This window comes from Cupriavidus basilensis (genome assembly GCF_000876015.1).
GTDB lineage: Bacteria > Pseudomonadota > Gammaproteobacteria > Burkholderiales > Burkholderiaceae > Cupriavidus > Cupriavidus basilensis_B.
Genome location: NZ_BBQM01000020.1, coordinates 33,460 through 58,517, shown reverse-complemented (window position 1 = coordinate 58,517; position 25,058 = coordinate 33,460). Strand labels below are relative to the sequence as shown.

Sequence of the window (25,058 nt, the reverse complement as noted above, 5' to 3'; positions counted from 1 at the left end):
GGAAATCCAGGAAAAAAGGCATGACGCAAACCCAGCCCACGGGCCAGCCCCGCGGCCAGTCGCCCGGCCAGCCCCGCTACGTGCTCGCGCTGGACCAGGGCACCAGCAGCTCGCGCGCCATCCTGTTCGATCACGCCGGCAACGTGGTGCGGGTCGCCCAGCGCGAATTCCGGCAATATTACCCGCACCCCGGCCACGTCGAGCACGATCCCTACGAGATCTGGCAGTCGCAGCTGGCGGTGGCGCACGAAGTGCTCGGCGACGCCGGCGTGGCCGCCAGCCAGGTGCAGGCCATCGGCATCACCAACCAGCGCGAGACCACCGTGCTGTGGGACCGCAAGACCGGCGAGCCGGTCGGGCGCGCGCTGGTCTGGCAGGACCGCCGCACCGCGCCGCTGTGCGAGGCGCTGCAGGCCGAGGGCCACGGCGAGCTGTTCCGCGCGCGCACCGGGCTCATCATCGACGCCTATTTCTCCGGCACCAAGCTGCGCTGGATGCTGGACAACATCGAAGGCGCGCGCGAACGCGCCGCGCGCGGCGAGCTCGCCTTCGGCACCGTGGACAGCTGGCTGATCTGGCAGCTCACCGACGGCAGGCGCCACGTCACCGACGTCTCCAACGCCTCGCGCACGCTGCTGTTCAACATCCACACGTTCGCCTGGGACGATGCCCTGCTCGGCGTGCTCGACATCCCGCGCAGCCTGCTGCCCGAGGTGGCGCCGTCCAGCGGCGAGGTGGCGCGCACGGCGGCGCGCTGGTTCGGCGCGGAGATCCCGATCGCCGGCATCGCCGGCGACCAGCAAGCCGCCACCTACGGCCAGGCCTGCCTGTCGCCGGGCATGGCCAAGAACACCTACGGCACCGGCTGCTTCCTGCTGATGAACACCGGCGCGCAGCCGGTCGCCTCGCACAACCGGCTGCTCACCACCATCGGCTGGCAGCTCGGCGGCGCCGCGCCCGCCGCCGCGCGCACGCAATACTGCCTCGAAGGCGGCGTGTTCATGGGCGGCGCCACCATCCAGTGGCTGCGCGACGGCCTGCAGATCATCAACAGCGCGCCCGAGGCGGAGCCGCTCGCGCGCCAGTGCGAGGATACCGATGGCGTGGTGCTGGTGCCGGCCTTCGCCGGCCTCGGCGCGCCGCACTGGGACCCGTTCGCGCGCGGCACGCTGGTGGGCATCACGCGCGGCACCGGCCGCCCGCATATCGCGCGCGCGGCGCTGGAGTCGATCGCGCTGCAGAGCGTGGACGTGCTGGACGCCATGCAGAAGGACGCCGGCATCGCGCTGGCCGAGCTGCGCGTGGACGGCGGCGCCTCGCGCAGCGACCTGCTGATGCAGATGCAGGCCGACCTGCTCGGCACGGTGGTGGTGCGCCCGCGCGTGACCGAGACCACGGCGCTGGGCGCCGCCTACCTGGCCGGGCTGGCCACCGGCTACTGGAGCGGCGAGGAAGAAATCGCCAGCCAGTGGCAGGTGGAGCACCGCTTCGAACCCAACCTGTCCGCCGACGCGCGCGCCTACCGCTTGTGGCGCTGGCACCGCGCGGTGGAGCGCGCGCGCGACTGGGCGCGCGAGGACGGCGCGCCGCCGCACGCCGCCGGCTGACCGGCCCGCCCGGACAGCCCAGAGCCACATCGCCACATCGCCACACCGGGCCGAACCGCCCCAGGCAACCGCCCCAGGCAACCGCATCAGACAAGGAATCATGCAGACACTGTCCTCCCCCGCCCTGCCGCCCGACCGCGCCGCGCTGCTCGCCACGCTCGAGCGCGAACCCAGGTGGGACGTGATCGTCATCGGCGGCGGCGCCACCGGCCTGGGCACCGCGGTGGACGCCGCCTCGCGCGGCTACCGCACGCTGCTGGTGGAAGCCGCCGACTTCGCCAAGGGCACCTCGAGCAAGGCCACCAAGCTGGTCCACGGCGGCGTGCGCTACCTGGCGCAGGGCAACATCAGCCTGGTGCGCGAGGCGCTGCACGAGCGCGGGCTGCTGGCGCGCAACGCGCCGCACCTGGTGTGGCCGCTGGGCTTCGTGGTGCCGGCCTACCAGTTGTTCGACCAGCCCTTCTACGGCATCGGCCTCAAGGTCTACGACCTGCTGGCCGGCGGCCTCAACCTGTCCGGCAGCCGCTGGCTCAACCACCGCGAGACGCTGGCCGCCGCGCCCACGCTGGCCGAGCACGTGGGCGGGCGCCCGCTGCGCGGCGGCAACCTGTACTTCGACGGCCAGTTCGACGATGCCCGCCTGGCCATCGCGCTGATGCGCACGCTGTTCGACGTGGGCGGCACCGCCGTCAACTACATGCGCGTGACCGGCCTGTCGCAGAAGAACGGCGTGATCGCCGGCGTCACCGTGCAGGACGTGCTCGGCGGCGCCAGCTTCGCGCTCGAGGCCGGCTGCGTGATCAATGCCACCGGCGTGTGGGTGGACGCCATCCGCCAGATGGAGGACGGCCAGGCGCGCGGCATGGTGGCGCCGAGCCAGGGCGTGCACCTGACGCTGCCGCGCAGCTTCCTGCCGGGCGAGCGCGCCATCCTGATCCCCAAGACCGACGACGGCCGCGTGCTGTTCGTGGTGCCGTGGAACGGCCACACCATCGTCGGCACCACCGACACGCCGCGCAAGGACCTGCCGCTGGAGCCGCGCGCGGGCGCCGACGACGTCGACTTCATCCTGGAAACCGCGGCGCGCTACCTGTCGCGCACGCCCACGCGCGCCGACGTGACCAGCGTATGGGCCGGCCTGCGCCCGCTGGTCAAGGCCACCGGCGAGGCCTCCACCGCCTCGCTCTCGCGCGAGCACACCATCCTGGTGTCCCGGGGCGGCCTGATCACCGTCACCGGCGGCAAGTGGACCACCTACCGGCGCATGGCGCAGGACGTGATCGGCACCGCCATCGAGCGCAAGATGCTGCCGGCCGCGCCGTGCGTGACCGCCGACCTGCCGCTGCACGGCGCGCGGGGCCTGCCCGCCGACCTGCCCGCGGCCGGCACCGGCTCGCCCGACCGCTACTACGGCAACGAGCTCGCCATGCTGCGCGCGCTGCCCGGCACGGACGAGATCCTCGTGCCCGGCTCCGGCCTGAGCGCCGCCCACGTGCGCTTCGCCGCGCGCTTCGAGCTGGCGCGGCGCGTGGAAGACGTGCTGGCGCGGCGCAACCGCGCGCTGTTCCTCGAAGCCGGCGCCGCCAGCGCCGCCGCGCCGCGCGTGGCGCAGATCCTGGCCGAGGAGCACGGCCACGACGCCGCCTGGCAGGCCGCCGAGGTGGAGAGCTTCCGTTCGCTGGCCAGCGGTTATATGCTGTCGTGATGCCCGCACGCCAGCCAGGAGCCGCCATGCCGCCGCGCTTTCCAAAGCATTGCCTCGCCGCCGCCCTGGCCTGCACGCTCGGCCTGGCGGCGCTTCCGGCGCAGGCCCGGCCCGGCATCGACGGCGTGCGCTTCGATGCCCCGCGCACGGTGCGCTACCGCTGCGACGAGGGCAGGCAGCTCACTGCCCGCTATTTCAACGGCGCGGACAACCAGATCGCCATCCTGCGCCTCGACGGCAAGCCGCCGCTGCTGTTCGTCAGCGTGCTGACCGGCTCCGGCGCGCGCTACGCGCACGGCATCCACCAATGGATCACCAAGGGCGACGAAGGCCGGCTCCAGGACCTGACCCGGGGCGACGACGCGCCGCCCGCCTACGCCAATTGCAAGGCGGTGAAATAAGCCTCCCGCCGCACGACATTGGTCGCCGGGGCTCCCGCTGAGCGATAATGCGGCTTATCGAATCAGGGAGAACACCATGGACGAGATTGACGATCTGTCCGATCTGCCGATGCCCCGCTTCATCTGGGGTTTCGCCATCTTCACGCCCAAGGGCGGCGAGGTGATGCATGACGAGTTTGAATATCTGACCCATACCCGCAGCCCGCGCTTCACCTGCCGGGTGGTGGAACTGGAAGACATGCCGGCCGACAGCGAGGAAAACGGCATCGACGGGCGCATCGTGCATTACGACGAGCCCGGCCGCCTGTTCTACATCACCGACGCCGGCCTGGCGCTGGTGAACTTCGAGCTGTTCGACAGCCTGCCGGACAAGAACAAGCTCAAGAAGGTCTGCGACGAAGCCATCACGAACTGGCTGCTGCGCCGCGATTTCCTCGAATCCGAGGAAGACGAAGAGGACTGAAGGACCGGGCCTCGCCGCCGGCGAGCGCCTGCCTCGACCGGCAATGACGGCCTCCCGGCCGCCGTTGCCGGCGCCACGCCCGCCGCCATCCCCCGCCATTCCCCTCCGGCCGCCTTCCGCCGCACCGGATTTCCCCGCCTCCCGGCAAGTCAGCCCCCTCCTACATGGCAAGGGGAAACCGCCGGACACCGCCCGCGAGACCCGCCCCCTACAGTGGAGTCGTGGAAACAGCGAAAAAGGAAGGAAATCATGCCCTACGTTCTCGCCTGGCTGCTCGGTGTCCCGGCCTTCGTGCTGCTGCTGATCTGGCTGTTCGTGCACTGATCGCGCGCCGGCGCGCGCGGCCTGCCGCGACATGAAGCGGCCAGACCCTGAAAACGAAAGCGCAGCCCGCGGGCTGCGCTTTTTGCCAATGGGCTTGCCGTTTTGGCGATCAAGCCTCGGTGGTGGTCGTCCCTTTCCCGAATCCCCGAGCCCCCGCAACGGACCAACGGACGCCCCCGGCAGGCGCGGGAGCAACGCCGCCGCATCGACCGTTTAGCCTTCGGCCTGCGCGTTCAGCCCGCCCGGCGCGACGGACGCAGAGCGCAGCGGCCATCGCCCAGCAGGATGAAGGCGACCAGGGCGGCCGCCCAGAACGCGGGATATTCCCAGCCGCCGCCCTTGTTGTTGAACTCCCAGCCGAGCTTGCCATGCACCACGGCAATGGTGCCCAGCAGTTCGAACACCAGTGGTACGGCCACCCAGCGCGCATAGACGCCGAAGATCAGCGCCAGGCCGCCCAGCAGCTCCAGCGCGATCGCCAGATAGGCCATCAGCGGCGGCAATCCCTGCGAGCCGAAATAGCCGACGAAACCAGGCACCGTGAAGACGAATAGCTTCACGCTGACGTGGGCCAGGAAAGACGCGCCGAGCAGGAGGCGGAGCAATAGCGCCCCGTATGGGGCCGTTTTGTTGTCCAACATGATGAATGGCACCTTGATGAAGAAGATGCCGTCATAGTGAACCGCGCCAATATGTTCGAAAATAGCTATATTTGGACATCGACTACACAAAAATGAACAGCCACCCGGCAAGTCCTGCCCAGCGCGGCGACTCCCCATGAAAGACCTCGACTGGAATGATCTGCGCCACCTGCTGGCCATGGCGCGCGGCGGATCGGCGGCGGGCGCGGCGCGCGCGCTGGGGGTATCGCACGCCACCGTGCTGCGACGCCTGCACGTGCTCGAACAGGAGGTCGGCACGGCGCTCTTCGACCGCCTGCAAACCGGCTACGTCCCCACGGACGCGGGCCAGCGTTTCATCGACATCGGCGAGGCATTCGAACGCGCCCTCACCGGGGCCCGGCGCGAGGTGGAAGGACAGGCCGCGGGCCTGGCCGGCCCGGTACGCTTCACCACAACGGATTCCCTCGCCGACGGCATCCTGCCGGACATCCTGCGTGCCTTCCACGAACGGTTCCCGGCAATCACGGTGGAAATGCGCATCACGAATGCCCGGCTGGATCTGGACCGGCGCGAGGCCGACGTGGCCTTGCGCCCCACGCACGAGCCGCCGCCCGCCTGGGTCGGCAAGCCTTTGGCGCGCATGGACTGGGGCTTGTATGCCGCGCCGGCCTCTATCCGGGCACGCGGCCATGAACCTGCCGGCCAGGCGTGGCTGCTGCCCGACGGCCATCTCGCGCAAGGGCCGATCGGCACATGGCTGCGCGAGCGTATCGGCAATGCCGCCGTCGCCGCCACTGCCGATTCATTCGTGGCGCTGCGCCGGCTTGCCGAAAACGGAACCGGAGCGACCGCACTGCCCTGCTTCATGGCGCACGGCACGGGCCTGGAATTGCTGGAATTTCCGCCCCGGCGGCTTTCGCCCAGCCTGTGGCTGCTGACGCACCCGCATCTGCGGCACTCGGGCCGGACCCGAGCATTCATGGATCACGTGGCGCAGCAGATCCGGGGCTGGCGCGAGCGCCTGGAGCCAAATAATGGGTAGGAGCATGCCAACGGGCACCCGCGCGCGCTGCGCTTTCGTCGATGGGATGCCGACGGGCTCGCCCGCGCCAGCGTCTCCGCCGGCGCGTTATCCTGGCGAAGCGTATTTCAGCCCTGCGCGGCGGCGGAGACTGTCTCCCATTTCGTCCAGCCATCCAGCCGCGCCGCATAGCATTGGCGTACCAGCGGCGTCAGACCGCCCATGATGAAATGCAGCGGCGGATCCTCCGCGTCGACGACCTTGAACAGTGCTTCAACCGTCGCCGACGGATCGCCGAACATGGCCGGGGTAAGGGTTGCCGCGAGCTGCGCCCGCATGGCGTCATATTCAGGCATGGGCCTGGCCTGCTTCATCGAAGACTGGCTCATGAACTCGGTGTTGAACGGGCCGGGCTCGATCATCGTGACCTTGATGCCGAATTCCGCGACTTCCTGGGCCAGCGTTTGGCCCAGGCCCTCGACGGCGAATTTCGTCGCCTGGTAGATGCCGCCCAGCGGGAATGTGATCAGCCCGCCGACACTGGTGACGAGCAGGATGTGTCCGTGCTTTTGAGCACGAAGCAACGGCAAGGCCGCCTGAATGACGGCCAGCGTCCCCAGGACATTGGTTTCGAAGTTCGCCCTCGCTTCATCGAGAGCGGTCTCTTCAACCGCGCCCATCAACCCATTGCCCGCATTGCTGATCACGAGGTCGATCTTTCCGAAGTGTTGATGCGCCTTGTTGACGGCGGCGACGACTTCCTGCTGACGCGTGACATCCATCGTCAAGGTCAACAAGGCGTCGCCAAACCTTTCCTTGAGGTCCGCGAGCGCGTTGGCGTCGCGCGCGGTTGCTGCCACCCGGTCTCCGCGCCGCAGCGCGCCCTCCGTCCAGATACGGCCAAAACCGCGGGAAGCTCCTGAGATGAACCAGACTTTCGACGCTGACATGGGTAACTCCTTGGTTGGGTCAGGGTTGACCGCGCCATCGAACATGATGACATTTTCGGTCCAAGTGTCAGTTTAATATATTGACATTACTTGTCAATATGTCAGAATCCAGCCATTGATCCTGAGTCCTCCTCCATGAAAAGAACCGCCCCGACAGACCCCGCGCGTACCCGGCAGGTCATTCAGGCCGCGATCGACGTGTTCCTTCGCTATGGCTACGCGCGCACGACGATGGCCGACATAGCCAAGTCGGCCGGGCTCTCGCGCCCCAATCTCTACCTGTCCTTTCCCGACAAGGAGAGCGTCTTCCGGGCCGTCATCGAAACGATGGTCACAGCCAAGTTCGAGGACATCAAGACCGGACTGGGGAAACGCTCGGGTCTTGAGGCAAAGCTGCGCTTTGCGTGCGAGAGCTGGGGTGCGGAGGGCTTCGAGATGGTCCTGGCCAATCCCGACGCCAAGGACATGTTCGACATCGGCTTCCCCCCGGTGCTTGAGAGCTATTTCGCCTTCGAGGAACTCCTGGCCGACATCCTGGGGACGTCCGTCGAACTCTCCGGATTGAAGGTAAAGGCGCCCGAACTGGCCCGCGTCATCGTCTTCGGCATGAAAGGATTCAAGGATGTCGCCAAGGACGGCAAGGAAATGCGCAGGATGATTGCCGCACTCATCGAAACGGTCACGGCCGCGTTGAAGTCAAGCGATGCCCAGGGAGGAAAGAGATGATCGACGTTGTCGATGGCTACTACAGCTCCGAGCGCATGGGCGCGGCGATCTGCTTCGGTTTGTCACTGGTTGCGGTGGGATCCGGCGCATACCTGGCGAGAACATCGGTCGGCATGCTCTACGGCATGGGATGGTCGCTTCTGATCGCGGGAGGACTCGTTCTGCTGGCAAGCGGAGCGTACTTTGCGGGCCTGGGCAGCAATCACGCCAGGTTCTCCGCCCTGCTGGGCACCGATCCTTCACAGTTTCTTGTGCAGGAAAGCGCCCACCTGACGGGCACCATCGAGAGTCTGCGCAGGGTGATCTACGGTGAAATGCTCATCGCACTCACTGGCATCATCCTCGCATTGGCCGGGCATGTCCGTGAGACGCCCATCCTGACCGGCGTCGGCCTTGGCATGGCGCTCGTCCTTGTCCTGCTTACGGGATACGACTCGTTGAACCGCGGCCGCGCGAGCGGCTATCACCAGGAGATCCAGGCGGTTTCGCGGTAACGCCCGGAAGCCGGGCAATCCGGTTGCGGCGGCAATGTCCCTCGCGGCCCGCGTCGGCTCGCGCGGCGTCGCTGGCAAGTCGCGCGCAAGGACGACGCTGCCCGCGCTGCCCGGCCAGGGATTGCTGCCGTCAGGCCGATGGCCCTGCACCCGGGGTTGTGCCGCATCGACCAATGAAAAACGCCCGCTGGATTCCAGCGGGCGTTTTTCATTGCGGGCGGGCCGGCGGCCAGCGCGTTCGATCCATCACACGTGCCGGCCGCGTGGCCGCGCGGCGCAGCAGTTCAGGCCTCGGCCGAAGCGGACGGCGCGGGCAGGCCGCGCTCCAGCGCTTCCTTCAGCAGTCCGCTCATGCCATCCGGATGCGCCACCGCCAGCGCCTGCAGGCGCTTGACCAGCTCGCCGTCGAGCTTGCAGGCGAACGGCACCAGGCCGAGTTCCTGGTCGAGGCGGCGCTGCTCGCGGCGGTCGACCTTCGGCTGGGCGCCTTCGCGCGCGGCCCGGACGGCGGCACTGTGCTTCAGGCTGTTGGCAAGCTTCAGCCCTTTGTTCTTTTCGAGGTCGGTCTTTTTCACGGCAGGTTCGCTAGAGTCGGTCTGGGGCGGTATTGTACGCACCTCGGCGCCGGCGGGACCGGACGGCAGCCGCGGGAAACGCCGCGGGCGGCGCTATGCCTCGCCGCGCACCTCGATCAGCTCCGCCGCCACGCGCTCGATCTCGGCATACACGGGCAGCGCGGCATCGGGTCCGGTGCAGCCCACCCCGCTCGCGCCCGCGGCATCGGCGCCGGGCGGCAGGAACACGAAGGCCATGCCGGGCCGCCAGCGCGGATCGCTCTTCAGGCTCTCGTTGAGGATTGCCAGGTACTGGCTGCGTGTGAACACGTGCTTTGCCATCTTCGCCTCCGATGCGTTGTCCGGATCGTAGCATGGCCGGCAGGCCACTCAGGCGGGCTCGATGGACCAGCCCGGCCCCTTGCCGTTCTTGTCGCTCTCGTGGCGCCAGCGGCAGCCGCAGTCCGCGCAGGTGTAGGTGGCGAAGGTGATCGCGGGCTCTCCGCGCGGCTTGATGCGCTGCGTGTCCGTCAGCAGCAGCCGCGGGTGTCCGGTGCCGCCGGTCGAACCGGGCCGGATCTGCGCGCACGCATCGCAAAGCGTCATCGTTGCTCCCGCGCCCGGTGCGCGTGGCCAGGGCGGCCGGCGCGACCGGTGCGGGCACGATTGCCCGTACCGCGGACGGCCGCTATCGGTCTTCCGCCATCGCCTTGAGCTGGGCGTCGCCAGCCACGCGCGCGGCGTCCGAAGTGGTGAAAGTATCGTCGGAGACGATATTGCGCTTGACCAGACGCGCATCGAAATCGACCAGCGTGATCACCCATACATAGCGGCCGGCCTGCGGCGCGGTCTGGACGATGGCCTGCAGATGCGGCGTGGAATCCTTGGACATGATGCTCCTCCGGAGAACGCATCCGGCAACTGTAGCACGAGCGCCCGCCGGTGGCCGCGCGCGCGGCGTGCTCAATGCTCGAAATCGAGACCGCCCAGCAGCACGGTCTCCTCGGCCTGGGAGCGCGTGCCGAGATCGATCTGGCGCGGCGCCTGCCACGCATGCAGCTTGCCGGGCAGCGCGGCCAGGTACAGCGCGAACTTCTCCTCGCCGCCGGTGGCGAACAGCGCCTCCACCTCGAGGCTGTCCCACGACAGGTAGATGTTGAGCGGATGGGCGAAGCGCCGCACCCCTTCGAACGGCTCGCCGTAGACGTGCAGCCGCGCGGGGCTCTGGCCGCCGTCGAGCTCGGCGTGGATGCGGTGCCTGAACAGGCCGGCGATCGTCTCGGCGATGCGGGGGGCGAACTCGGCATCGAAGCGTGCCGCGGCATTCTCATGACTCACGTATTTGTCTCTTCCCGGTTTTCAGCGGGATCGTAGCACGCGGGCGCGCCCGCCCAAACTCCGGTTGACCCGCGCCACCGCCGTCCTATACTGAAGGTCTGCCGACTGAGACACGCCGTAGCAAAGCGAAGGTAGGTCGGAGAATGGCCACGCTCGCCAGCAAGGCAGCAAGGCCGAGCAGGCCGATTAGGCCTGCACGTCCGAACCGGATCCTGGTGCGTTTGCCGACCCGGTTCGGATCCCTTTTTCCCGCCTGGCGCATCGACCCGCATGGCGCGTCGACCCGCATGGCGCGTCGACATATCGGCCGGACCAAGAAAGAAGCACCTTCGCGAAGGTGCTTCTTTCTTGGTCGCCGGCCGCGCGGCGCGGTCACGACAGGTCCCGCGACGTGATCATGCGCTCGCCGGGCAGCGCAGCGGCGACCGCAGCCACGAGCGCCCTGGCGATATTGGCCGCGGGATTGATGCGCAGGCCCCGCGGCAGCACCGGGCGAAGCAGCGCCGCGAGCGGGAATATCATGCGCTCGGCGAGGCGAAACTCGTCGCGCTCGCCGCCGATCATGCCCGGGCGCACGATCGTGAGCGATTCGAAGCCGATCGCCCGGATGTCTCTCTCGACCTCGCCCTTGGTCCGGCAATAGAACAGCGGTATCGACAGCGACGCGCCCGGGGAGGAAACCAGCGCGAAGGCCCTGGCCCCCTGCTGGCGGGCCAGTTTCGCGAAGGCCACCGGCAGCACGTAGTCGACATGCCGGAATGCCGCCTTCGAGCCGGCCTTGCCGATCGTGGTGCCCATCGCGCAGATCACCGCGTCCACCGGCCGCCGCGCCATTTCCGGCAACAGCGCCTGCAGATCGGGCGAGACCGGATTGTCCAGCTTGGGATGGGCGGGCAAGGCACGGCGCGTCGGCGCGATGACCGTTTCGATGCTGCCGTGCTCCAGCGCCTGCCGCAGCGCGTTCCGGCCGACCAGCCCGGTCGCCCCCAGGATCAGTACCTTCATCGCGCGCCGCGCCCGGCAGCCGCGGCCCGCCCGCCTGTTGCCGTCACGCCCGGGCCGCGCTCCGGCGAAACGGCAAGACCGCCGCGGGCGAGCGGCGCCATACCTGCATTCCTGGCTGTGGCCACGGCATGTGCCTCATGAGTGGTTGGATGAAGGCGGACATGATGCCCTGCGCCGGGAAAAAGATCATTCATCGCATCCTTTCAACTCCGTTCCATCTGCATCAACTATCGGCGCCTCCGCACGAAGCAGGCCGTACGGCATCGATGCAGCGCGCCGGCGTCATGCCGCCCCGCGCAGCCCGATCTCGCGCACGCGGCCCTGCGGCGACACCAGCCGCGCGAGTTCGCGGATGCCGGGCTCGATCCGCTCGAGCGGAATCGACGAGAAGCCGAGCCGCAGGCTGTTGCATGGCGGCGCGTCGGCGAGATAGAACGGCTCGCCCGATTCGATCAGGATGCCGTGCGCCATCGCGGTGCGCCTGAGCTGGCCGGTGTCGACGTGCCCGGGCAGCATGCCCCACAGTGCGGAGCCGCCGGGCGGCGCGGCGAAGCGCATGTCGCCCAGGTGCTGCCGGACCGCGTCGCACAGCGTGGCCGCGCGCGTGGCCAGGGCCTCGCGCATGCGGTGCATCAGCCGGTCGTAGTGGCCGTGCTCGATGAACAGCGCCGCCGCGAGCTGGTTGTTGGCCGGCGGATGCCGGATCATCAGTCGCCGCAGCCGGCGCAGCTGCACGATCACGGCGGCGGGCGCGACCACGTAGCCGATGCGCAGCCCCGGCGAGAGCGTCTTGGACAGGCTGCCGACGTAGATCACGCGCTCGTCGCGGTCGATGGCCTTGATCGCCGGCAGCGGCTGTCCCGCGTACTGGGTCTCGGCATCGTAGTCGTCCTCGATCAGCACGCCGTCGCAGCGGCGCGTCCAGTCGAGCAGCGCGAGCCGGCGCTCGGTGGTCAGCGTCACGCCGGTGGGGCACTGGTGGCTCGGCGTGCAGTACAGGTAGCGGCAGTCGCGCAGCGCCGCCTCGTCGGGCACCACGCCGTCGGCGTCCACCGGCAGCCCGGCAAGGACCGCGCCGCGCCGCAGGAAGATGTTGCGCGCGTCCATGTAGCCGGGGTCCTCCACGGCCACGCGCGTGCCCGGCCGGATCAGCAGCTCGGCCAGCAGGAACAGGGCCTGCTGCGCGCCCACGGTCATCAGGATCTCGTCGCGCTTGGCGGCGATGCCGCGCCGCGGCAGCACGCGGCGGATCAACTGGTCGACCAGGGAGTTGTCGTCGTTGTCGATGGCGTCGGGCGCCCAGCCGCGGATCGCGCCGACGTCGAGCGCGTGGCGGCTGCACTCGCGCCAGTCGGCGATCGGGAACAGCGTGGGATCGAACTGGCCGTACAGGAACGGGTAGCGGTAGCGCTGCCAGTCGTGCGGCTTCTCCAGCCACTTGGCGTCGGCGGCCACCCCGTGCATGCGCGCCTGCCACTGCACTGCGCTGGTGCCGCCCGGCGCCGCGGCGGGCGCGCCGTCCCCGTCGCGGGGCAGCGCCTCCACCGCCGGCGAGGCGTAGCGATGGGTCACGTAGTAGCCGCTGCGCGGCCGGTTCTCGAGGTAGCCGTCCTCGGCCAGCCGCTCGTAGACCAGCACCACGGTATTGCGGGAAATGCCCAGCATGTCGGCCAGCTCGCGGCTGGACGGCAGCCGCGTGCCCGGCGTCACGCGGCCGTCGAGCACCGCGTTGACGAGGTGCGTGCGCAGCTGGCTCTGCAAGGTCGGCCCCTCGCGCTCGGGCGCGGGGAACAACTGGTGCCACATCAACTGGTGAACGACAGCACTGCGCATCACAACCCCGACTGGTACGATCGAAAACCACCACTGGCATTAACCATGCCAGCCGGACGCGCGGCAACATGGCGCCACATCGTTACCGAGTGAGCCCATGCCGCCGATTTCCCCGCATCACCCCGCCTTCGCGGGCACGCCATCCCGTCCGGCACGCGCGGAGGTGCCGCGATGATCGTGCTGATCACCGGCGCCTCCGCCGGATTCGGCGAGGCCATCGCCGAGCGCCTGTGCCGCGACGGACACACCGTGGTGGCCACCGCGCGCCGCGCCGACAAGCTCGCGGCGCTGGCCGCGCGCTGCGGCCCGAGGCTGCATCCGCTCGCGCTCGACGTGCGCTACAAGGCGGAGGTCTTCGCCGCCGTGGCCTATGTCACCGAGACCGTCGGCCCCATCGACGCCCTGGTCAACAACGCCGGCCTGGCGCTGGGCGCGGGCCCGGCGCACGAGGCCAGCCTCGAGGACTGGGAGACCATGATCGACACCAACATCAAGGGGCTGCTGTACCTCACGCACGCGGTGCTGCCCGGCATGGTGGCGCGCGATCTCGGCACCATCGTCAACCTCGGCTCCATCGCCGGCACCTACCCCTACCCCGGCGGCAACGTGTACGGCGGCACCAAGGCGTTCGTGCACCAGTACAGCCTGAACCTGCGCGCCGACCTGGTCGGGCGCAACGTGCGCGTGACCTCGATCGAGCCCGGCCTGAGCGGCGGCACCGAGTTCTCGCTCACGCGCTTCCACGGCGACGCGCAGCGCGCGGCCGGCGTCTACGCCGGCACCCAGGCCCTGACGGCGGAGGACATCGCCGGCGCGGTCAGCTGGGTGCTGGCGCAGCCCGCGCACGTCAACGTCAACACGATGGAGCTGATGCCGACCTGCCAGGCGTTCGCCAACTTCGCCATCGCGCGCGCGCCCGACGCGCAACGCTGACATGGACGCCTCCGCCTTTGCCGTGCTGGCGGCGGTCACCGCCGTCGCCGGCATCGCCAAGGGGCTGACGGGCTTCGGCGCGGCGCTGATCATGACGCCGCTGTTCGCGCTGGTGGTCGCGCCCGCGCAGGCCGCGATGCTGACGGTGCTGCTGCACGGCCTGACCGCGTGGCAGGGCATCCGCGCGTGCCGGCGCCGCGTGGCCTGGCGCAAGGTGGCGGTGCTTGCCGCCATCGCGCTGTGCGCCCATCAACTGGCGCTGCTCGGCCTCGGCCGCGTGGAGCCGCACCTGCTGCGCCGTGGCATCGGCACGCTGGTGCTGGTCATGGGCGTGATGGCGCTGCTCGGGCTGCGCATCCGCCACGGCGGCGGCGCCGTCGCCACCGGGCTGGCGGGCGTGGCCAGCGGCGTGTTCACCGCGCTGGGCGGGCTGGGCGGCCCGCCCGTGGTCTATTACTTCAGCGGCCAGGGCGCCATCGACGCCTCGGTGCGCGCGAACCTGCTCGCCTACTTCATGCTGCTGTTCGCCGGCGCCTCGCTCGGCCTGCTCGCGCAGGGGCGGCTGGACCTGCCCACGGTGCGCGCCGGCGCGCTGCTGGTGCCGTTCTTCTGCGCCGGCGCGGTCGCCGGCGAAGCACTGTTTGCGCGCCTGCCATCCGCGGTGTTCGCCCGCGTGGTGCAGCTTGCACTGATAACGATCGGCGCGTTTTCGGTGCTTGGCTGAGCGCGCATCCGGTGCACGCGGCGCGCGCCGGTGCTGGAGCCATCGATCCTCCGCGTTGGCTCTACGTCGGAGGCAATCGCCTCTCTTATCGTGAACCCTGCCACCTATCCAACGGAGAAAAAGCGACATGACCGGATTTGCCCCCTTCCTACCCAGGTTGCGCCACGCGCTGATGGCTTGCGCGCTATCCGCCGTGGCCGTGTGCCAGGCCGTCGCCGCGGACACGCCCAAGCCCGGCGGCACGCTGGTGATCGGCACCACGCAGTCGCCGCGCCACCTGAACGGCGCCGTGCAGTCCGGCATCGCCACCGCCGTGCCCTCGACGCAGCTGTTCGCCAGCCCGCTGCGCTTCGACGACAAATGGAATCCGCAACCGTACCTGGCCGAGTCCTGGAAGCTCGCCGAGGACGGCAAGTCGCTCACGCTCAACCTGCGCCACAACGCCGTGTTCCACGACGGCAAGCCCATCACCTCGGAGGACGTGGCGTTCTCCATCATGACGATCAAGGCCAAGCATCCGTTCCAGAGCATGCTGGCGCCCGTGGAGAAGGTCGACACGCCCGACGCCTACACCGCCGTCATCCGCATGAGCCAGCCGCACCCGGCGATCCTGCTGGCGATGTCGCCGGCGCTGTGCCCGATCCTGCCGAAGCACATCTACGGCGACGGCCGCGAGATCACCACGCACCCGGCCAACTCCGCCGGCGTGGTGGGCTCGGGCCCGTTCCGCTTCGCCGAGTTCGTGCCGGGCCAGCGCATCGTGCTCACGCGCTTCGACAAGTTCTTCCTGCCCGGCAAGCCGTACCTGGACAAGATCGTCATCACGGTCAACCCGGACGCGCAGAGCCTGGCGCTCGGCATGGAGCGCGGCGACATCCAGCTGCTGCCCTACGAGTCCGTCTCGACCGACCTCAAGCGCCTGCAGAACAACCCCAGCCTGACGCTCACGCGCAAGGGCTACGAAGGCGTGGGCGCGCTGAACTGGCTGGCCTTCAACCTCGATCGCAAGCCGCTGTCCGACGTGCGCGTGCGCCACGCCATCGCCAGCGCGATCGACCGCAACTTCATCGTCAAGGCGCTGCACAGCGGCTTCTCCCAGGTCGCCGACGGCCCCATCGTGAGCAGCAGCCCGTTCGCCACCACCGACCTGCACCGCTATCCGTACGACCTCAAGCAGGCCGAGCAATGGCTCGACGAAGCCGGCTACAAGCGCAACGCCGGCGGCGAGCGCATGACGCTGACCATCGACTACCTGCCCGGCACCGACGAGCAGCAGAAGAACGTGGCCGAGTACATCCGCACGCAGATGAAGAAGATCGGCGTCACGGTGCAGGTGCGCGCCTCGGCCGATTTCGCTTCCTGGGCCAAGCGCATCTCGGCGCATGACTTCGACATGACGATGGACAACGTCTTCAACTGGGGCGACCCGGTGATCGGCGTGGCGCGCACCTACATGTCCACCAACATCAAGCCGGTGGTCTGGACCAACACGCAGTCGTACCGCAACCCGAAGGTGGACGAGCTGCTCAACACCGCGGCCGGCACGCTCGACGCCACCAAGCGGCGCGCCTACTACGCGACGTTCCAGAAGATCGTCACCGACGACCTGCCGATCTTCTACATCAACACCACGCCGTACCACACCGTGGCCAGCAAGAAGCTGGGCAACCTGCCCACCACCATCTGGGGCCCGGCGTCGCCGCTCGACGAGGTCTACTTCAAGTAGGGACGACCGATGGAAAATCTGCTCGCGCTGCTGAGAAAGGCTTGCCACGCGGCGCTGCTGACGCTGGCGGTGGTGGTGCTCAACTTCCTGCTGATCCGGCTGGCGCCCGGCGACCCGGTGGAAACCATCGCCGGGTCGATGGGCGGCATCACCGACGAGCTGCGCGCGCAACTGCGCAGCCAGTACGGGCTGGACCAGCCGCTGCCGGTGCAGCTGGCGACCTACGTCAGGCACGTGCTCCACGGCGATCTCGGCTATTCGTATTTCTTCAACCTGCCGGTCAGCGGGCTGATCGCCGAGCGCGTGCCGGCCACGCTGCTGCTGGTGCTCGCGTCGGTGGCGGTGGCCTTCGTGCTGGGCACCGCGCTCGGCGTGCTGGCGTCGCGCAAGCCGCACGGCCCGCTCTCGCAGGCCATCACCGTGCTGTCGATGACGGGCCACGCCGCGCCGGTGTTCTGGAGCGGCATGATGCTGGTGATCCTGTTCGCCTCGGTCTGGCCGATCCTGCCGGTCTCCGACATGCACTCGATGACGTCCGACGGCCAGGGCCTCGCGGCGGTGCTCGACGTCGCTTGGCACATGGTGCTGCCGACCTTCACGCTGAGCCTGGTCTACCTGGCGCAGTACAGCCGCCTGTCGCGCGCCAGCATGCTTGAGGTGCTGGGCTCGGACTACATCCGCACCGCGCGCGCCAAGGGCCTGTCCGAGCACCACGTGCTGTACCGCCACGCGCTGCGCAACGCGCTGCTGCCGGTCGTGACCGTGCTCGGCCTGCAGTTCGGCAACGTGGTGGCCGGCGCCATCCTGGTCGAGACCGTCTTCAACTGGCCCGGCCTGGGCCGGCTGGCGTTCGACTCGATCCTGCGGCGCGACTATCCCACCGTGCTCGGCGTGCTGCTGTTCTCCGCCATCGTCGTGGTGCTGATGAACCAGCTCACCGACGCCCTCTACCGCCTCATCGATCCGAGGATCCGCGCATGAGCAGCCCCGTTTCCACGGCGCCGGCGGCAGCCCCGGTTGCCGCGCCCGCCGCCGTCCCCCATCCCGCGCGCGACGCCTGGCGCATGTTCCTGCGCAGCCGCGCCGCGCTGGCCGGCACGCTGCTGCTGGCGTGCATCGTCGCGGTCGCGCTGTTCGGCCCGATGGTCTACGACGCCGACCCGTTCGCCATCGTGGCCGCGCCGCAGACCCCGCCGGGCGACCCCGACGCCTGGCTCGGCACCGACCAGCTCGGGCGCGACGTGCTAGCCGGACTGGTCTACGGCGGCCGCGCCAGCCTGGCCGTGGGCGTGGTGGCCGCGGTGCTGTCCGCGCTGATCGGCCTGACGGCCGGCGCGCTGGCCGGCTACTACGGCGGCGGCGTCGACGAGGCGCTGACGCGCGTGATGGAGTTCTTCCAGGTCCTGCCGGCGCTGCTGTTCGCGATGGTGCTGGTGACGCTGTTCTCGCCTTCGCTCACGACCATCTCGCTGGCCATCGGCATCACCAGCTGGACCGCCACCGCGCGGCTCACGCGCGCCGAGTTCATGCGCCTGCGCGACCTCGACTTCGTGCGCGCCGAGCGCGCCATCGGCGCCGGCAATGCCCGCATCATCTGGCGCGTGATCCTGCCCAACGCGCTGCCGCCGCTGGTGGTGTCGGGCACGATGGCGATCGGCTCGGCGATCCTGTTCGAGGCCGGCCTGTCCTTCCTCGGCCTGGGCGACCCCAACCGCATGAGCTGGGGCCTGATGATCGGCTCGGCGCGCCCCTACCTGCTGACCTGCTGGTGGGCCGTGGTGTTCCCGGGCCTGGCCATCTTCGCCAGCGTGCTGTCGATCAGCCTGATCGGCGACGGCCTGAACGATGCCCTCAACCCCAAGCTGAGAGAACGCTGATGTCGACCTCTTCCCCTCCCCTGCTGGACGTGGCGGGCCTGCGGCTGGAGTTCCGCACCTCGCGCGGCGCGGCCAGCGTGCTCAACGGCGTGAGCTTCCAGGTCCACGCCGGCGAGACGCTGTGCATCGTCGGCGAATCGGGCTGCGGCAAGAGCATGACCTCGCTCGCCATCATGCGCCTGTTCCCTGCGCCGCCGGGCCGCATCACCGCCGGCAGCGTGCGCCTTGACGGCGAGGACCTGCTGCAGCTGTCCGAGCCCGCCATGCGCCGCATCCGCGGCAACCGCATCGCCATGATCTTCCAGGAGCCGATGACCTCGCTCAACCCGGTCATGACGGTCGGGCGCCAGCTCGGCGAATCGCTGCGGCTGCACCTGGCGATGTCCAGGGCCGAGGCCCGCGCGCGCAGCATCGAGCTGCTGCGCGCGGTGGGCATCCCCGCGCCCGAGGCGCGCATCGACGAATACCCGCACCAGATGTCCGGCGGCATGAAGCAGCGCGTGATGATCGCCGTGGCGCTGGCGTGCCGGCCCGCCGTGCTGATCGCCGACGAGCCGACCACCGCGCTGGACGTCACCGTGCAGGCGCAGATCTTCGACCTGCTGCGCGAGCTGCAGGCGCGCGAGGGCACCGCCCTGGTGCTGATCACGCATGACATGGGCGCGGTGTCCGAGATGGCCGACCGCGTGATCGTCATGTACGGCGGCCGCGTGGTCGAGGAAGGCCGCACGCGCGACGTGCTCGAGCGCCCCGCGCATCCCTATACGCGGGGCCTGATCGCCTGCCTGCCCGAGCTCGAGGGCGAGGCGCGGCGCACGCGCCCGCCGCTGCCGGAGATTCCCGGCATGGTGCCGTCGATCTGGGAGCTGGGCACCGGCTGCGCGTTCCGCGCGCGCTGCCCGCACGCGGCCGAGCCGTGTGCGCGCGCGGCGCCGGACCTGCTGCCGGTGGCCGACCATCATCGCGCCGCATGCTGGGCGCTGGAAGCCGGCACCGTGCCGGCGCCGGTCCAGGGAGTCGCCGCATGAAACTGCTCGAAGTGGATGACCTCAAGGTGCATTTCAGACGGCGCGGCGGCTGGTTCGGCGCGCCGCAGGTGGTGCGCGCCGTCGACGGCGTCTCGTTCTCGATCGAGCGCGGGCGCACGCTGGCGCTGGTCGGCGAATCCGGCTCCGGCAAGTCGACCACGGCGCTTGCCGTGATGCGGCTGGCGCCGGCCACCGGCGGCACCGTGCGGCTGGGCGGGCGCGACCTCACGCTGATGTCGGGCGACACGCTGCGCCAGGCGCGCAGGCGCGTGCAGATGGTGTTCCAGGACCCGTACTCGTCGCTCAATCCGCGCCAGCGCGCCGGCGACATCGTGCGCGCGCCGCTGGACCTGATGCAGCTCGGCGCGCCCGCCGCGCGCGCGGCGCGCGTGGCCGAGCTGTTCGACGCCGTGGGCCTGCGGCCCGAGCAGATGCAGTTGTTCCCGCACCAGTTTTCCGGCGGCCAGCGCCAGCGCATCAACATCGCGCGCGCGCTGGCCAGCGAGCCCGACCTGATCGTCTGCGACGAGCCGGTGTCCGCGCTGGACATCGCCATCCGCGCGCAGATGCTGAACCTGCTGCGGCGCCTGCAGCGCGACACCGGTGTCGCGTTCCTGTTCATCTCGCACGACATGTCGGTGGTGGAGTACATCTGCGACGACATCGCCGTGATGTACCTCGGCCAGATCGTCGAGCGCGCGCCGCGCGAAGCGTTCTTCGACCGCCCGCTGCATCCGTACAGCGTGGCGCTCAACTCGGCGGTACCCACCGTGCGCGGCGGCCGCGCGCGCGCGGCCAGGCGCATCCGCCTGGAGGGCGATCCGCCCAGCCCGCTCCATCCGCCGCCGGGCTGCCGCTTCGCCGGCCGCTGCCCCGTCGCGCAACCGGTCTGCCACAGCGAATGCCCGCCGCTGCGGCCGGTGGCGGACGGGCATTTCGTGCGCTGCCATCTCGTCACCGTGACGGACGGCACGCCGGTGCCGCCGCTGGCCATGCCCGCATGACCGCATGACCGCACGATCCGCCGGCGCCGCCGGCCTCCTTTCGTTCCCCCCGCGATTCCACCACCGCCAACCATGACCACCACCGTTTTCGCCGCCAGGAAGATCCTCACCATGAACCCGGCCCAGCCCGAGGCCACCCACGTCGCGGTGCGCGACGGCCGCATCCTCGCGGTCGGCAGCGCCGCCGACGCGCAGGCCTGGGGCCCGTGCGCGCGCGACGACCGCTTCGCCGGCAAGGTGCTGATGCCGGGCCTGGTGGAAGGCCACTCGCACGCGATGGAAGGCGGCCTCTGGCAGTTTCCCTACGTCGGCTTCTACCCGCGCCGCGGCCCGGACGGCACGCTGTGGCAGGGCCTGACCGGCTTCGATGCCGTGGTCGCGCGGCTCGCCGCCGCCGCGCGGGAGCTGGACGCCCGGGGCGTGCCGGACGACGCGCCGCTGCTGGCGTGGGGCTTCGACCCGATCTTCTTCGGCGAGGCGCGCATGAGCGTGCGCCATCTCGACCGCGTCTCGGCCACGCGCCCGATCGTCATCATGCACGCGAGCATGCACCTGATGAACGTCAACAGCGCGACGCTGGCGCGCGCCGGCATCGACCGCGACACCGACATCGAGGGCATCGCGCGGTTTCCCGGCGGCGAGCCCACCGGCGAGCTGCAGGAGTTCGCCGCGATGTTCCCGGTGACGCGCCTGATCGGCAACCTGTTCCGCCGCGTCGGCATGTCCGAGACCGGGCTGCGCATGTTCGCCCAGGTCGCCGTGCAGGCCGGCGTGACCACCGCCACCGATCTGGTCAACGACCTTTCCGACGACAGCGTGGGCAGCATGGCGCGCGTGTGCGCGCAGGAGGATTTCCCGCTGCGCCTGGTCCCCGCGTTCCGGCCGCCCGACGCGATGCGCGGCGACGAAGGCCCGGCGCGCCTGCGCGCGGCCATGCGCGCCAACCACGAGCGGCTGCACGCCGGCATGGTCAAGCTGGTGGTGGACGGCTCGATCCAGGGCTTCACCGCGCGCGTGCGCTGGCCCGGCTATTTCAACGGCGCGCCCAACGGCATCTGGGTGCTGCCGCCGGACGCGGTCCACGAGGCCGTACAGACCTTCCACGCGGCGGGCTTCCAGCTCCATATCCACACCAACGGCGACGAGGCCACCGAGCTGGCGCTGGACGCCGTGGAGCAGGCGCTGACGCGCCATCCGCGCGCCGACCACCGCCACACGCTCCAGCATTGCCAGATGGCCGACGAGGCGCAGTTCGCGCGCATGGCGCGGCTGGGCATGTGCGTCAACCTGTTCGCCAATCACATCTACTACTGGGGCGACGCGCACCTGGCGCTCACGATGGGCCCGGACCGCGCGCGCCGCATGGACGCCTGCGGCACCGCGCTGCGGCTCGGCGTGCCGTTCGCGATCCACTCGGACGCGCCGATCACGCCGCTGGCGCCGCTGTTCACCGCGTGGTGCGCGGTCAACCGCACCACCGCCGCCGGCGTGGTGCTGGGCGAAGCGGAGCGCATCACGGTGGCGCAGGCGCTGTCGGCCGTCACGCTCGGCGCCGCCTTCACGCTGCGGCTGGACCACGAGATCGGCTCCATCGCGGTGCGCAAGCGCGCGGACTTCTGCGTGCTGGACGACGATCCGCTCGCCGTGGCGCCGGCCGCGCTGAAGGACATCGGCGTGTGGGGCACGGTGGTCGGCGGCCGCGTGTTCGAGGCGCCGCGGCAATGAGCGCGGCGCCGCTCCCGCTCGCGCGGGCACGCATTCCGCTGACCGTCATCGGCGGCTTTCTCGGCGCCGGCAAGACCACGCTGCTCAACCGCATCCTGGGCCAGGCCGAGGGCCTGCGCATCGCGGTCCTGGTCAACGACTTCGGCGCCGTCAACATCGACGCCGCGCTGGTGCGACGGCGCGGCGCCGACACCATCAGCCTGGCCAACGGCTGCGTGTGCTGCCAGATCGGCGACGACCTGACCGACGCGCTGATCCGCGTGATGACACAGCCGCAGCCGCCCGAATGGATCGTGATCGAGGCCAGCGGCGTGTCGGACCCGTGGCGCATCGCGCAGGTCGGACTGGCCGACCCGATGCTCTCGCTCGACGGCGTGGTGGTGCTGGCCGACGCCGGCGCCATCCGCGCGCAGGCGGCCGACGCGCGCCTCGGCGAGACCATCGCGCGCCAGCTCCGGGCCGCGGACCTGATCGTGCTCAGCAAGGCCGAAACCCTGCCGGAGCACGAGCGCGAGGACCTGCGGCAATGGCTGCGGCAGTTGGCCGGCCACGTGCCGATTCTCGACGCATGCCACGGCGACCTGCCGCTGGCCGCGCTGACCGGCGTGGCCTGGCGCGGCGGCCATACCGGCGGCCTGCCGCACCGCCACCACGCGGGCTGCGGCTGCGGCGAGCCCGTCAGCCACGGCGAGCTGTTCGACACCTGGCTGCTCGACAGCGCCGGCGCGGTATTGCGCGCGGCCGACCTGCACGCGCGGCTCAACGCCATGCCGCCCGGCGTATTGCGCGTCAAGGGCGTGGTGCGCACGGACCGCTACGGCGTCACGGAGCTGCAGTTCGCGGGGCGCCGCGGCACGCTGCGCAGACTGCCGGCGGACGCCGCGGCCGATGTGGCCGATGTGGCCGATGTGGTCAATCCGGCCAATGCGGCCGATACGCCGGCGCACGGCATGGTGGTCGCCATCGGCCTGCGCGGCGACCTGCCGAAGGCCGCGCTCGCGCGCCTGTTCGCGCAGTGCGGCGCCGGCGCGGCTGGCCTGAGCAAAGACCCCGCGCTGGCTCTAACCGGCGGCGCGGCCGAGGTTTAGCGTAGCGGCATGTTCACTCACCGAGCCGCAACCATGTCCCATCCCGCCGTTACCGTCGCCACGCTGCAAGCGTTCAGCGATGCATGGAACCGCCACGACATCGACGCACTGATGTCCTTCATGACCGACGACTGCATCTTCGACACCGTCGCCGGCGACGCCGCCTGCGGCACGCGCCACGTCGGCCGGGCAGCGGTGCGCGAGGCGTTCGCGTCGGCGTGGCGCGCCTTCCCCGACGCGCAATGGCGCAACGGCCGCCACCTGGTGAGCGGCGAGCGCGGCGTGTCCGAATGGACCTTCACCGGCACCGACGGCGAAGGCCGGCGCATGGAGGCCGACGGCGTGGACCTGTTCACGTTCCGCGACGGCAAGATCCACGTCAAGTGCGCCTACCGCAAGCAGCGCGCGCTGCTGCCGGCCCTGCCGCAACCCCTTTGAGCAAGCACGCACCATGTCCGCGAACCCGATCTACCTCCCCGAATCCGCGCCCGCCACCGTGCACGGCCCCTACGATCCGCAATACGACCCGCTGGTGTCGCGCGGCCCCGGCCGCGGCCGCGCCTACGCCCCGACCTACTGGGTGGACAGCGCGGGCGAGGCGCCACCCGACGACGGTCCCGTCGCCGCCGACACCGATGCCGACGTGGTCGTGATCGGCTCCGGCTTCACCGGCCTGGCGACGGCGCTGTTCCTGGCCCAGGAGCACGGCATCAAGGCCACCGTGCTGGAGGCCAACCAGGTGGCGTGGGGCTGCACCAGCCGCAATGGCGGGCAGGGCCAGAACGCCAGCGGGCGGCTCTACCGCTCGCAGTGGATCGAGCGCTGGGGCGTCGACACGGCCAAGGCGCTCGACGCGGAGATCCGCGGCGGCTTCGAGACCTTCAGGGAACTGGTGGCGCAGATCGACTGCGATGCGCAGGACGGCGGCCACCTGTACACGGCGCACCGCCCGCGCAAGATGGCGTTCCTCGCCAACGAGGCGCGCGTGATGCGCGAGGTGTTCGGCTACGACACCAGGATGCTGACCCAGGCCGAGCTGCGCGAGCGCTTCTGCGACGACCGCGATGCCTGCGGCGCCATGCTCGAGCCCGACGGCATCGGCGTGCATCCGCTCAAGCTGGCCTACGGCTACCTGAGCCGCGCCCGCGCGCTCGGCGCGAAGGTCCATCCGTCCAGCCCCGTGACCGGCTGGGAAACCCGCAACGGCGTCCATCACCTGCGCACGCCGGGCGGCACGGTGCGCGCGCGCGCCGTGGCGATCGCCACCGGCGCCTACACCGCGCCAGGACTCTCGCCGCTGCTGCGCGGGCGCTATTTCCCGGTGCTGTCGAACTCCATCGTCACGCGGCCGCTGACCGACGCGGAGATCGCCGCGACCAACTTCCGCTCGACCACGTTCCTGACCGACACGCGCACGCTGCGCTTCTACTACCGGCTGCTGCCCGACCGCCGCGTGCAGATCGGCAGCCGCAGCGCGATCGCGGGCGCCGACGCGGAACATCCGCGGCACTACCAGTTGCTGGTCGACGGCCTGGCGCGCAAGTTCCCGGCGCTGCGCGGCATCCGCATCGACTACTCGTGGTGGGGCTGGGTCGACGTCAGCCACGACATGATGCCGCGCATCGTGCAGCCGGACCCGCTGCAATCGGTCTTCTACGCGCTCGGCTACGGCGGCAACGGCGTCGCGTTCTCCGCGCATGCGGGGCGGCGCATGGCCGAGCGCGTGGCCGGCAAGGGCGGCGCGGAATGCAAGCTGCCGATCTACGACTCGCCGCTGCCGGGCCACTGGGCCACGCCGTTCCGCCGCCTTGGCCAGGCCATGCTGTATCGCTGGTATCACCTGCGCGACGAGCGCGCCTGAGTCGTGCCCCGGCACAATGGCAAAGGGCCGCTCTGCGCGGCCCTTTGT

At 70.2% G+C, this 25,058-nt stretch carries 27 protein-coding genes; 18 read left to right on the top strand and 9 right to left on the bottom strand.

Annotated features, from left to right (window positions below):
* Positions 1–20: 20 nt before the first annotated feature.
* The 4 genes from glpK (at position 21) to KF708C_RS22115 (ending at position 4,176) form a co-directional block, all read left to right on the top strand.
* Positions 21–1,607, top strand: coding sequence for a glycerol kinase GlpK (gene glpK / locus KF708C_RS22130; protein WP_059413313.1), 1,587 nt, complete (start codon positions 21–23; stop codon positions 1,605–1,607).
* Between the two features lie 100 nt (positions 1,608–1,707).
* Positions 1,708–3,312 carry a glycerol-3-phosphate dehydrogenase/oxidase gene (locus tag KF708C_RS22125; RefSeq protein WP_020202328.1) on the top strand — a complete coding sequence of 535 codons (1,605 nt, stop codon included), beginning with the start codon at positions 1,708–1,710 and terminating at the stop codon, positions 3,310–3,312.
* Positions 3,313–3,338: 26 nt separating this feature from the next.
* The gene (locus KF708C_RS22120; RefSeq protein WP_020202327.1) at positions 3,339–3,713 is read left to right on the top strand and encodes an MliC family protein; all 375 of its coding nucleotides are present in this window, start codon (positions 3,339–3,341) and stop codon (positions 3,711–3,713) included.
* Between the two features lie 76 nt (positions 3,714–3,789).
* On the top strand, positions 3,790–4,176 hold the full coding sequence (locus KF708C_RS22115) for a hypothetical protein (RefSeq protein ID WP_020202326.1): 387 nt from the start codon (positions 3,790–3,792) through the stop codon (positions 4,174–4,176).
* A 557-nt stretch (positions 4,177–4,733) separates the two neighbouring features.
* Here the strand turns inward: KF708C_RS22115 and KF708C_RS22110 are convergent.
* The gene (locus tag KF708C_RS22110; protein WP_059413312.1) at positions 4,734–5,141 is read right to left on the bottom strand and encodes a DoxX family protein; all 408 of its coding nucleotides are present in this window, start codon (positions 5,139–5,141) and stop codon (positions 4,734–4,736) included.
* Positions 5,142–5,277: 136 nt separating this feature from the next.
* Here KF708C_RS22110 and KF708C_RS22105 point away from each other — a divergent pair, with 136 nt between their 5' ends.
* On the top strand, positions 5,278–6,165 hold the full coding sequence (locus KF708C_RS22105; RefSeq protein ID WP_059413311.1) for a LysR family transcriptional regulator: 888 nt from the start codon (positions 5,278–5,280) through the stop codon (positions 6,163–6,165).
* Positions 6,166–6,272: 107 nt separating this feature from the next.
* On the opposite strand, the gene KF708C_RS22100 is transcribed toward KF708C_RS22105, so the two are convergent.
* Positions 6,273–7,094: an SDR family NAD(P)-dependent oxidoreductase gene (locus KF708C_RS22100; protein ID WP_059413310.1), complete on the bottom strand. Its 822-nt coding sequence runs from the start codon at positions 7,092–7,094 to the stop codon at positions 6,273–6,275.
* A gap of 135 nt (positions 7,095–7,229) precedes the next feature.
* Here KF708C_RS22100 and KF708C_RS22095 point away from each other — a divergent pair, with 135 nt between their 5' ends.
* Together KF708C_RS22095 and KF708C_RS22090 are read left to right on the top strand one after the other, a co-directional pair.
* Positions 7,230–7,820, top strand: coding sequence for a TetR/AcrR family transcriptional regulator (locus KF708C_RS22095; protein WP_059413309.1), 591 nt, complete (start codon positions 7,230–7,232; stop codon positions 7,818–7,820).
* The gene (locus KF708C_RS22090; RefSeq protein ID WP_059413308.1) at positions 7,817–8,314 is read left to right on the top strand and encodes a hypothetical protein; all 498 of its coding nucleotides are present in this window, start codon (positions 7,817–7,819) and stop codon (positions 8,312–8,314) included. Before KF708C_RS22095 ends, KF708C_RS22090 begins: the two co-directional genes overlap by 4 nt.
* Before the next feature lie 284 nt (positions 8,315–8,598).
* Here KF708C_RS22090 and KF708C_RS22085 read toward each other — a convergent pair whose 3' ends face one another.
* The 7 genes from KF708C_RS22085 to pdxR all read right to left on the bottom strand — a co-directional run bounded on the left by KF708C_RS22085 (position 8,599) and on the right by pdxR (position 13,044).
* Complete coding sequence (locus tag KF708C_RS22085) at positions 8,599–8,889, bottom strand: hypothetical protein (RefSeq protein ID WP_059413307.1); 291 nt, start codon at positions 8,887–8,889, stop codon at positions 8,599–8,601.
* 93 nt (positions 8,890–8,982) lie between these two features.
* Positions 8,983–9,210, bottom strand: a complete 228-nt coding sequence (locus tag KF708C_RS22080) for a hypothetical protein (RefSeq protein WP_029043449.1) — start codon at positions 9,208–9,210, stop codon at positions 8,983–8,985.
* A gap of 48 nt (positions 9,211–9,258) precedes the next feature.
* On the bottom strand, positions 9,259–9,474 hold the full coding sequence (locus tag KF708C_RS22075) for a hypothetical protein (protein ID WP_020202317.1): 216 nt from the start codon (positions 9,472–9,474) through the stop codon (positions 9,259–9,261).
* A gap of 82 nt (positions 9,475–9,556) precedes the next feature.
* Entirely contained in the window at positions 9,557–9,760 is a 204-nt protein-coding gene (locus KF708C_RS22070) for a hypothetical protein (protein WP_020202316.1), read from the bottom strand.
* A 71-nt stretch (positions 9,761–9,831) separates the two neighbouring features.
* Entirely contained in the window at positions 9,832–10,206 is a 375-nt protein-coding gene (locus tag KF708C_RS22065) for a DUF5594 family protein (protein ID WP_020202315.1), read from the bottom strand.
* A 372-nt stretch (positions 10,207–10,578) separates the two neighbouring features.
* On the bottom strand, positions 10,579–11,211 hold the full coding sequence (locus KF708C_RS22060) for an NAD(P)H-binding protein (RefSeq protein ID WP_059413306.1): 633 nt from the start codon (positions 11,209–11,211) through the stop codon (positions 10,579–10,581).
* A gap of 282 nt (positions 11,212–11,493) precedes the next feature.
* A complete protein-coding gene (gene pdxR, locus KF708C_RS22055) occupies positions 11,494–13,044 on the bottom strand; it encodes a MocR-like pyridoxine biosynthesis transcription factor PdxR (protein WP_059413305.1) in 1,551 nt (516 codons plus the stop codon).
* Positions 13,045–13,215: 171 nt separating this feature from the next.
* On the opposite strand from pdxR, the gene KF708C_RS22050 reads away from it, so the two are divergent.
* The 11 genes from KF708C_RS22050 (at position 13,216) to KF708C_RS22000 (ending at position 25,010) form a co-directional block, all read left to right on the top strand.
* Positions 13,216–13,977 (top strand): SDR family NAD(P)-dependent oxidoreductase, encoded by a 762-nt coding sequence (locus tag KF708C_RS22050; RefSeq protein WP_020202311.1) that lies wholly within the window; start codon positions 13,216–13,218, stop codon positions 13,975–13,977.
* Position 13,978: 1 nt separating this feature from the next.
* Positions 13,979–14,701: a sulfite exporter TauE/SafE family protein gene (locus KF708C_RS22045; RefSeq protein ID WP_059413304.1), complete on the top strand. Its 723-nt coding sequence runs from the start codon at positions 13,979–13,981 to the stop codon at positions 14,699–14,701.
* A 127-nt stretch (positions 14,702–14,828) separates the two neighbouring features.
* Entirely contained in the window at positions 14,829–16,427 is a 1,599-nt protein-coding gene (locus tag KF708C_RS22040) for an ABC transporter substrate-binding protein (protein ID WP_370552851.1), read from the top strand.
* A gap of 9 nt (positions 16,428–16,436) precedes the next feature.
* Complete coding sequence (locus tag KF708C_RS22035; RefSeq protein ID WP_059413303.1) at positions 16,437–17,408, top strand: ABC transporter permease; 972 nt, start codon at positions 16,437–16,439, stop codon at positions 17,406–17,408.
* Positions 17,405–18,304, top strand: coding sequence for an ABC transporter permease (locus tag KF708C_RS22030; RefSeq protein ID WP_059413302.1), 900 nt, complete (start codon positions 17,405–17,407; stop codon positions 18,302–18,304). Before KF708C_RS22035 ends, KF708C_RS22030 begins: the two co-directional genes overlap by 4 nt.
* A complete protein-coding gene (locus KF708C_RS22025; protein WP_020202306.1) occupies positions 18,304–19,332 on the top strand; it encodes an ABC transporter ATP-binding protein in 1,029 nt (342 codons plus the stop codon). Before KF708C_RS22030 ends, KF708C_RS22025 begins: the two co-directional genes overlap by 1 nt.
* Complete coding sequence (locus KF708C_RS22020) at positions 19,329–20,336, top strand: ABC transporter ATP-binding protein (RefSeq protein ID WP_020202305.1); 1,008 nt, start codon at positions 19,329–19,331, stop codon at positions 20,334–20,336. Before KF708C_RS22025 ends, KF708C_RS22020 begins: the two co-directional genes overlap by 4 nt.
* A 72-nt stretch (positions 20,337–20,408) precedes the next feature.
* A complete protein-coding gene (locus KF708C_RS22015) occupies positions 20,409–22,061 on the top strand; it encodes an amidohydrolase (RefSeq protein ID WP_020202304.1) in 1,653 nt (550 codons plus the stop codon).
* The gene (locus tag KF708C_RS22010) at positions 22,058–23,149 is read left to right on the top strand and encodes a CobW family GTP-binding protein (protein ID WP_059413301.1); all 1,092 of its coding nucleotides are present in this window, start codon (positions 22,058–22,060) and stop codon (positions 23,147–23,149) included. Before KF708C_RS22015 ends, KF708C_RS22010 begins: the two co-directional genes overlap by 4 nt.
* A gap of 33 nt (positions 23,150–23,182) precedes the next feature.
* On the top strand, positions 23,183–23,587 hold the full coding sequence (locus KF708C_RS22005) for a nuclear transport factor 2 family protein (protein ID WP_020202302.1): 405 nt from the start codon (positions 23,183–23,185) through the stop codon (positions 23,585–23,587).
* A 13-nt stretch (positions 23,588–23,600) separates the two neighbouring features.
* The gene (locus KF708C_RS22000) at positions 23,601–25,010 is read left to right on the top strand and encodes an NAD(P)/FAD-dependent oxidoreductase (protein WP_059413300.1); all 1,410 of its coding nucleotides are present in this window, start codon (positions 23,601–23,603) and stop codon (positions 25,008–25,010) included.
* The last annotated feature ends 48 nt before the right edge of the window (positions 25,011–25,058 follow it).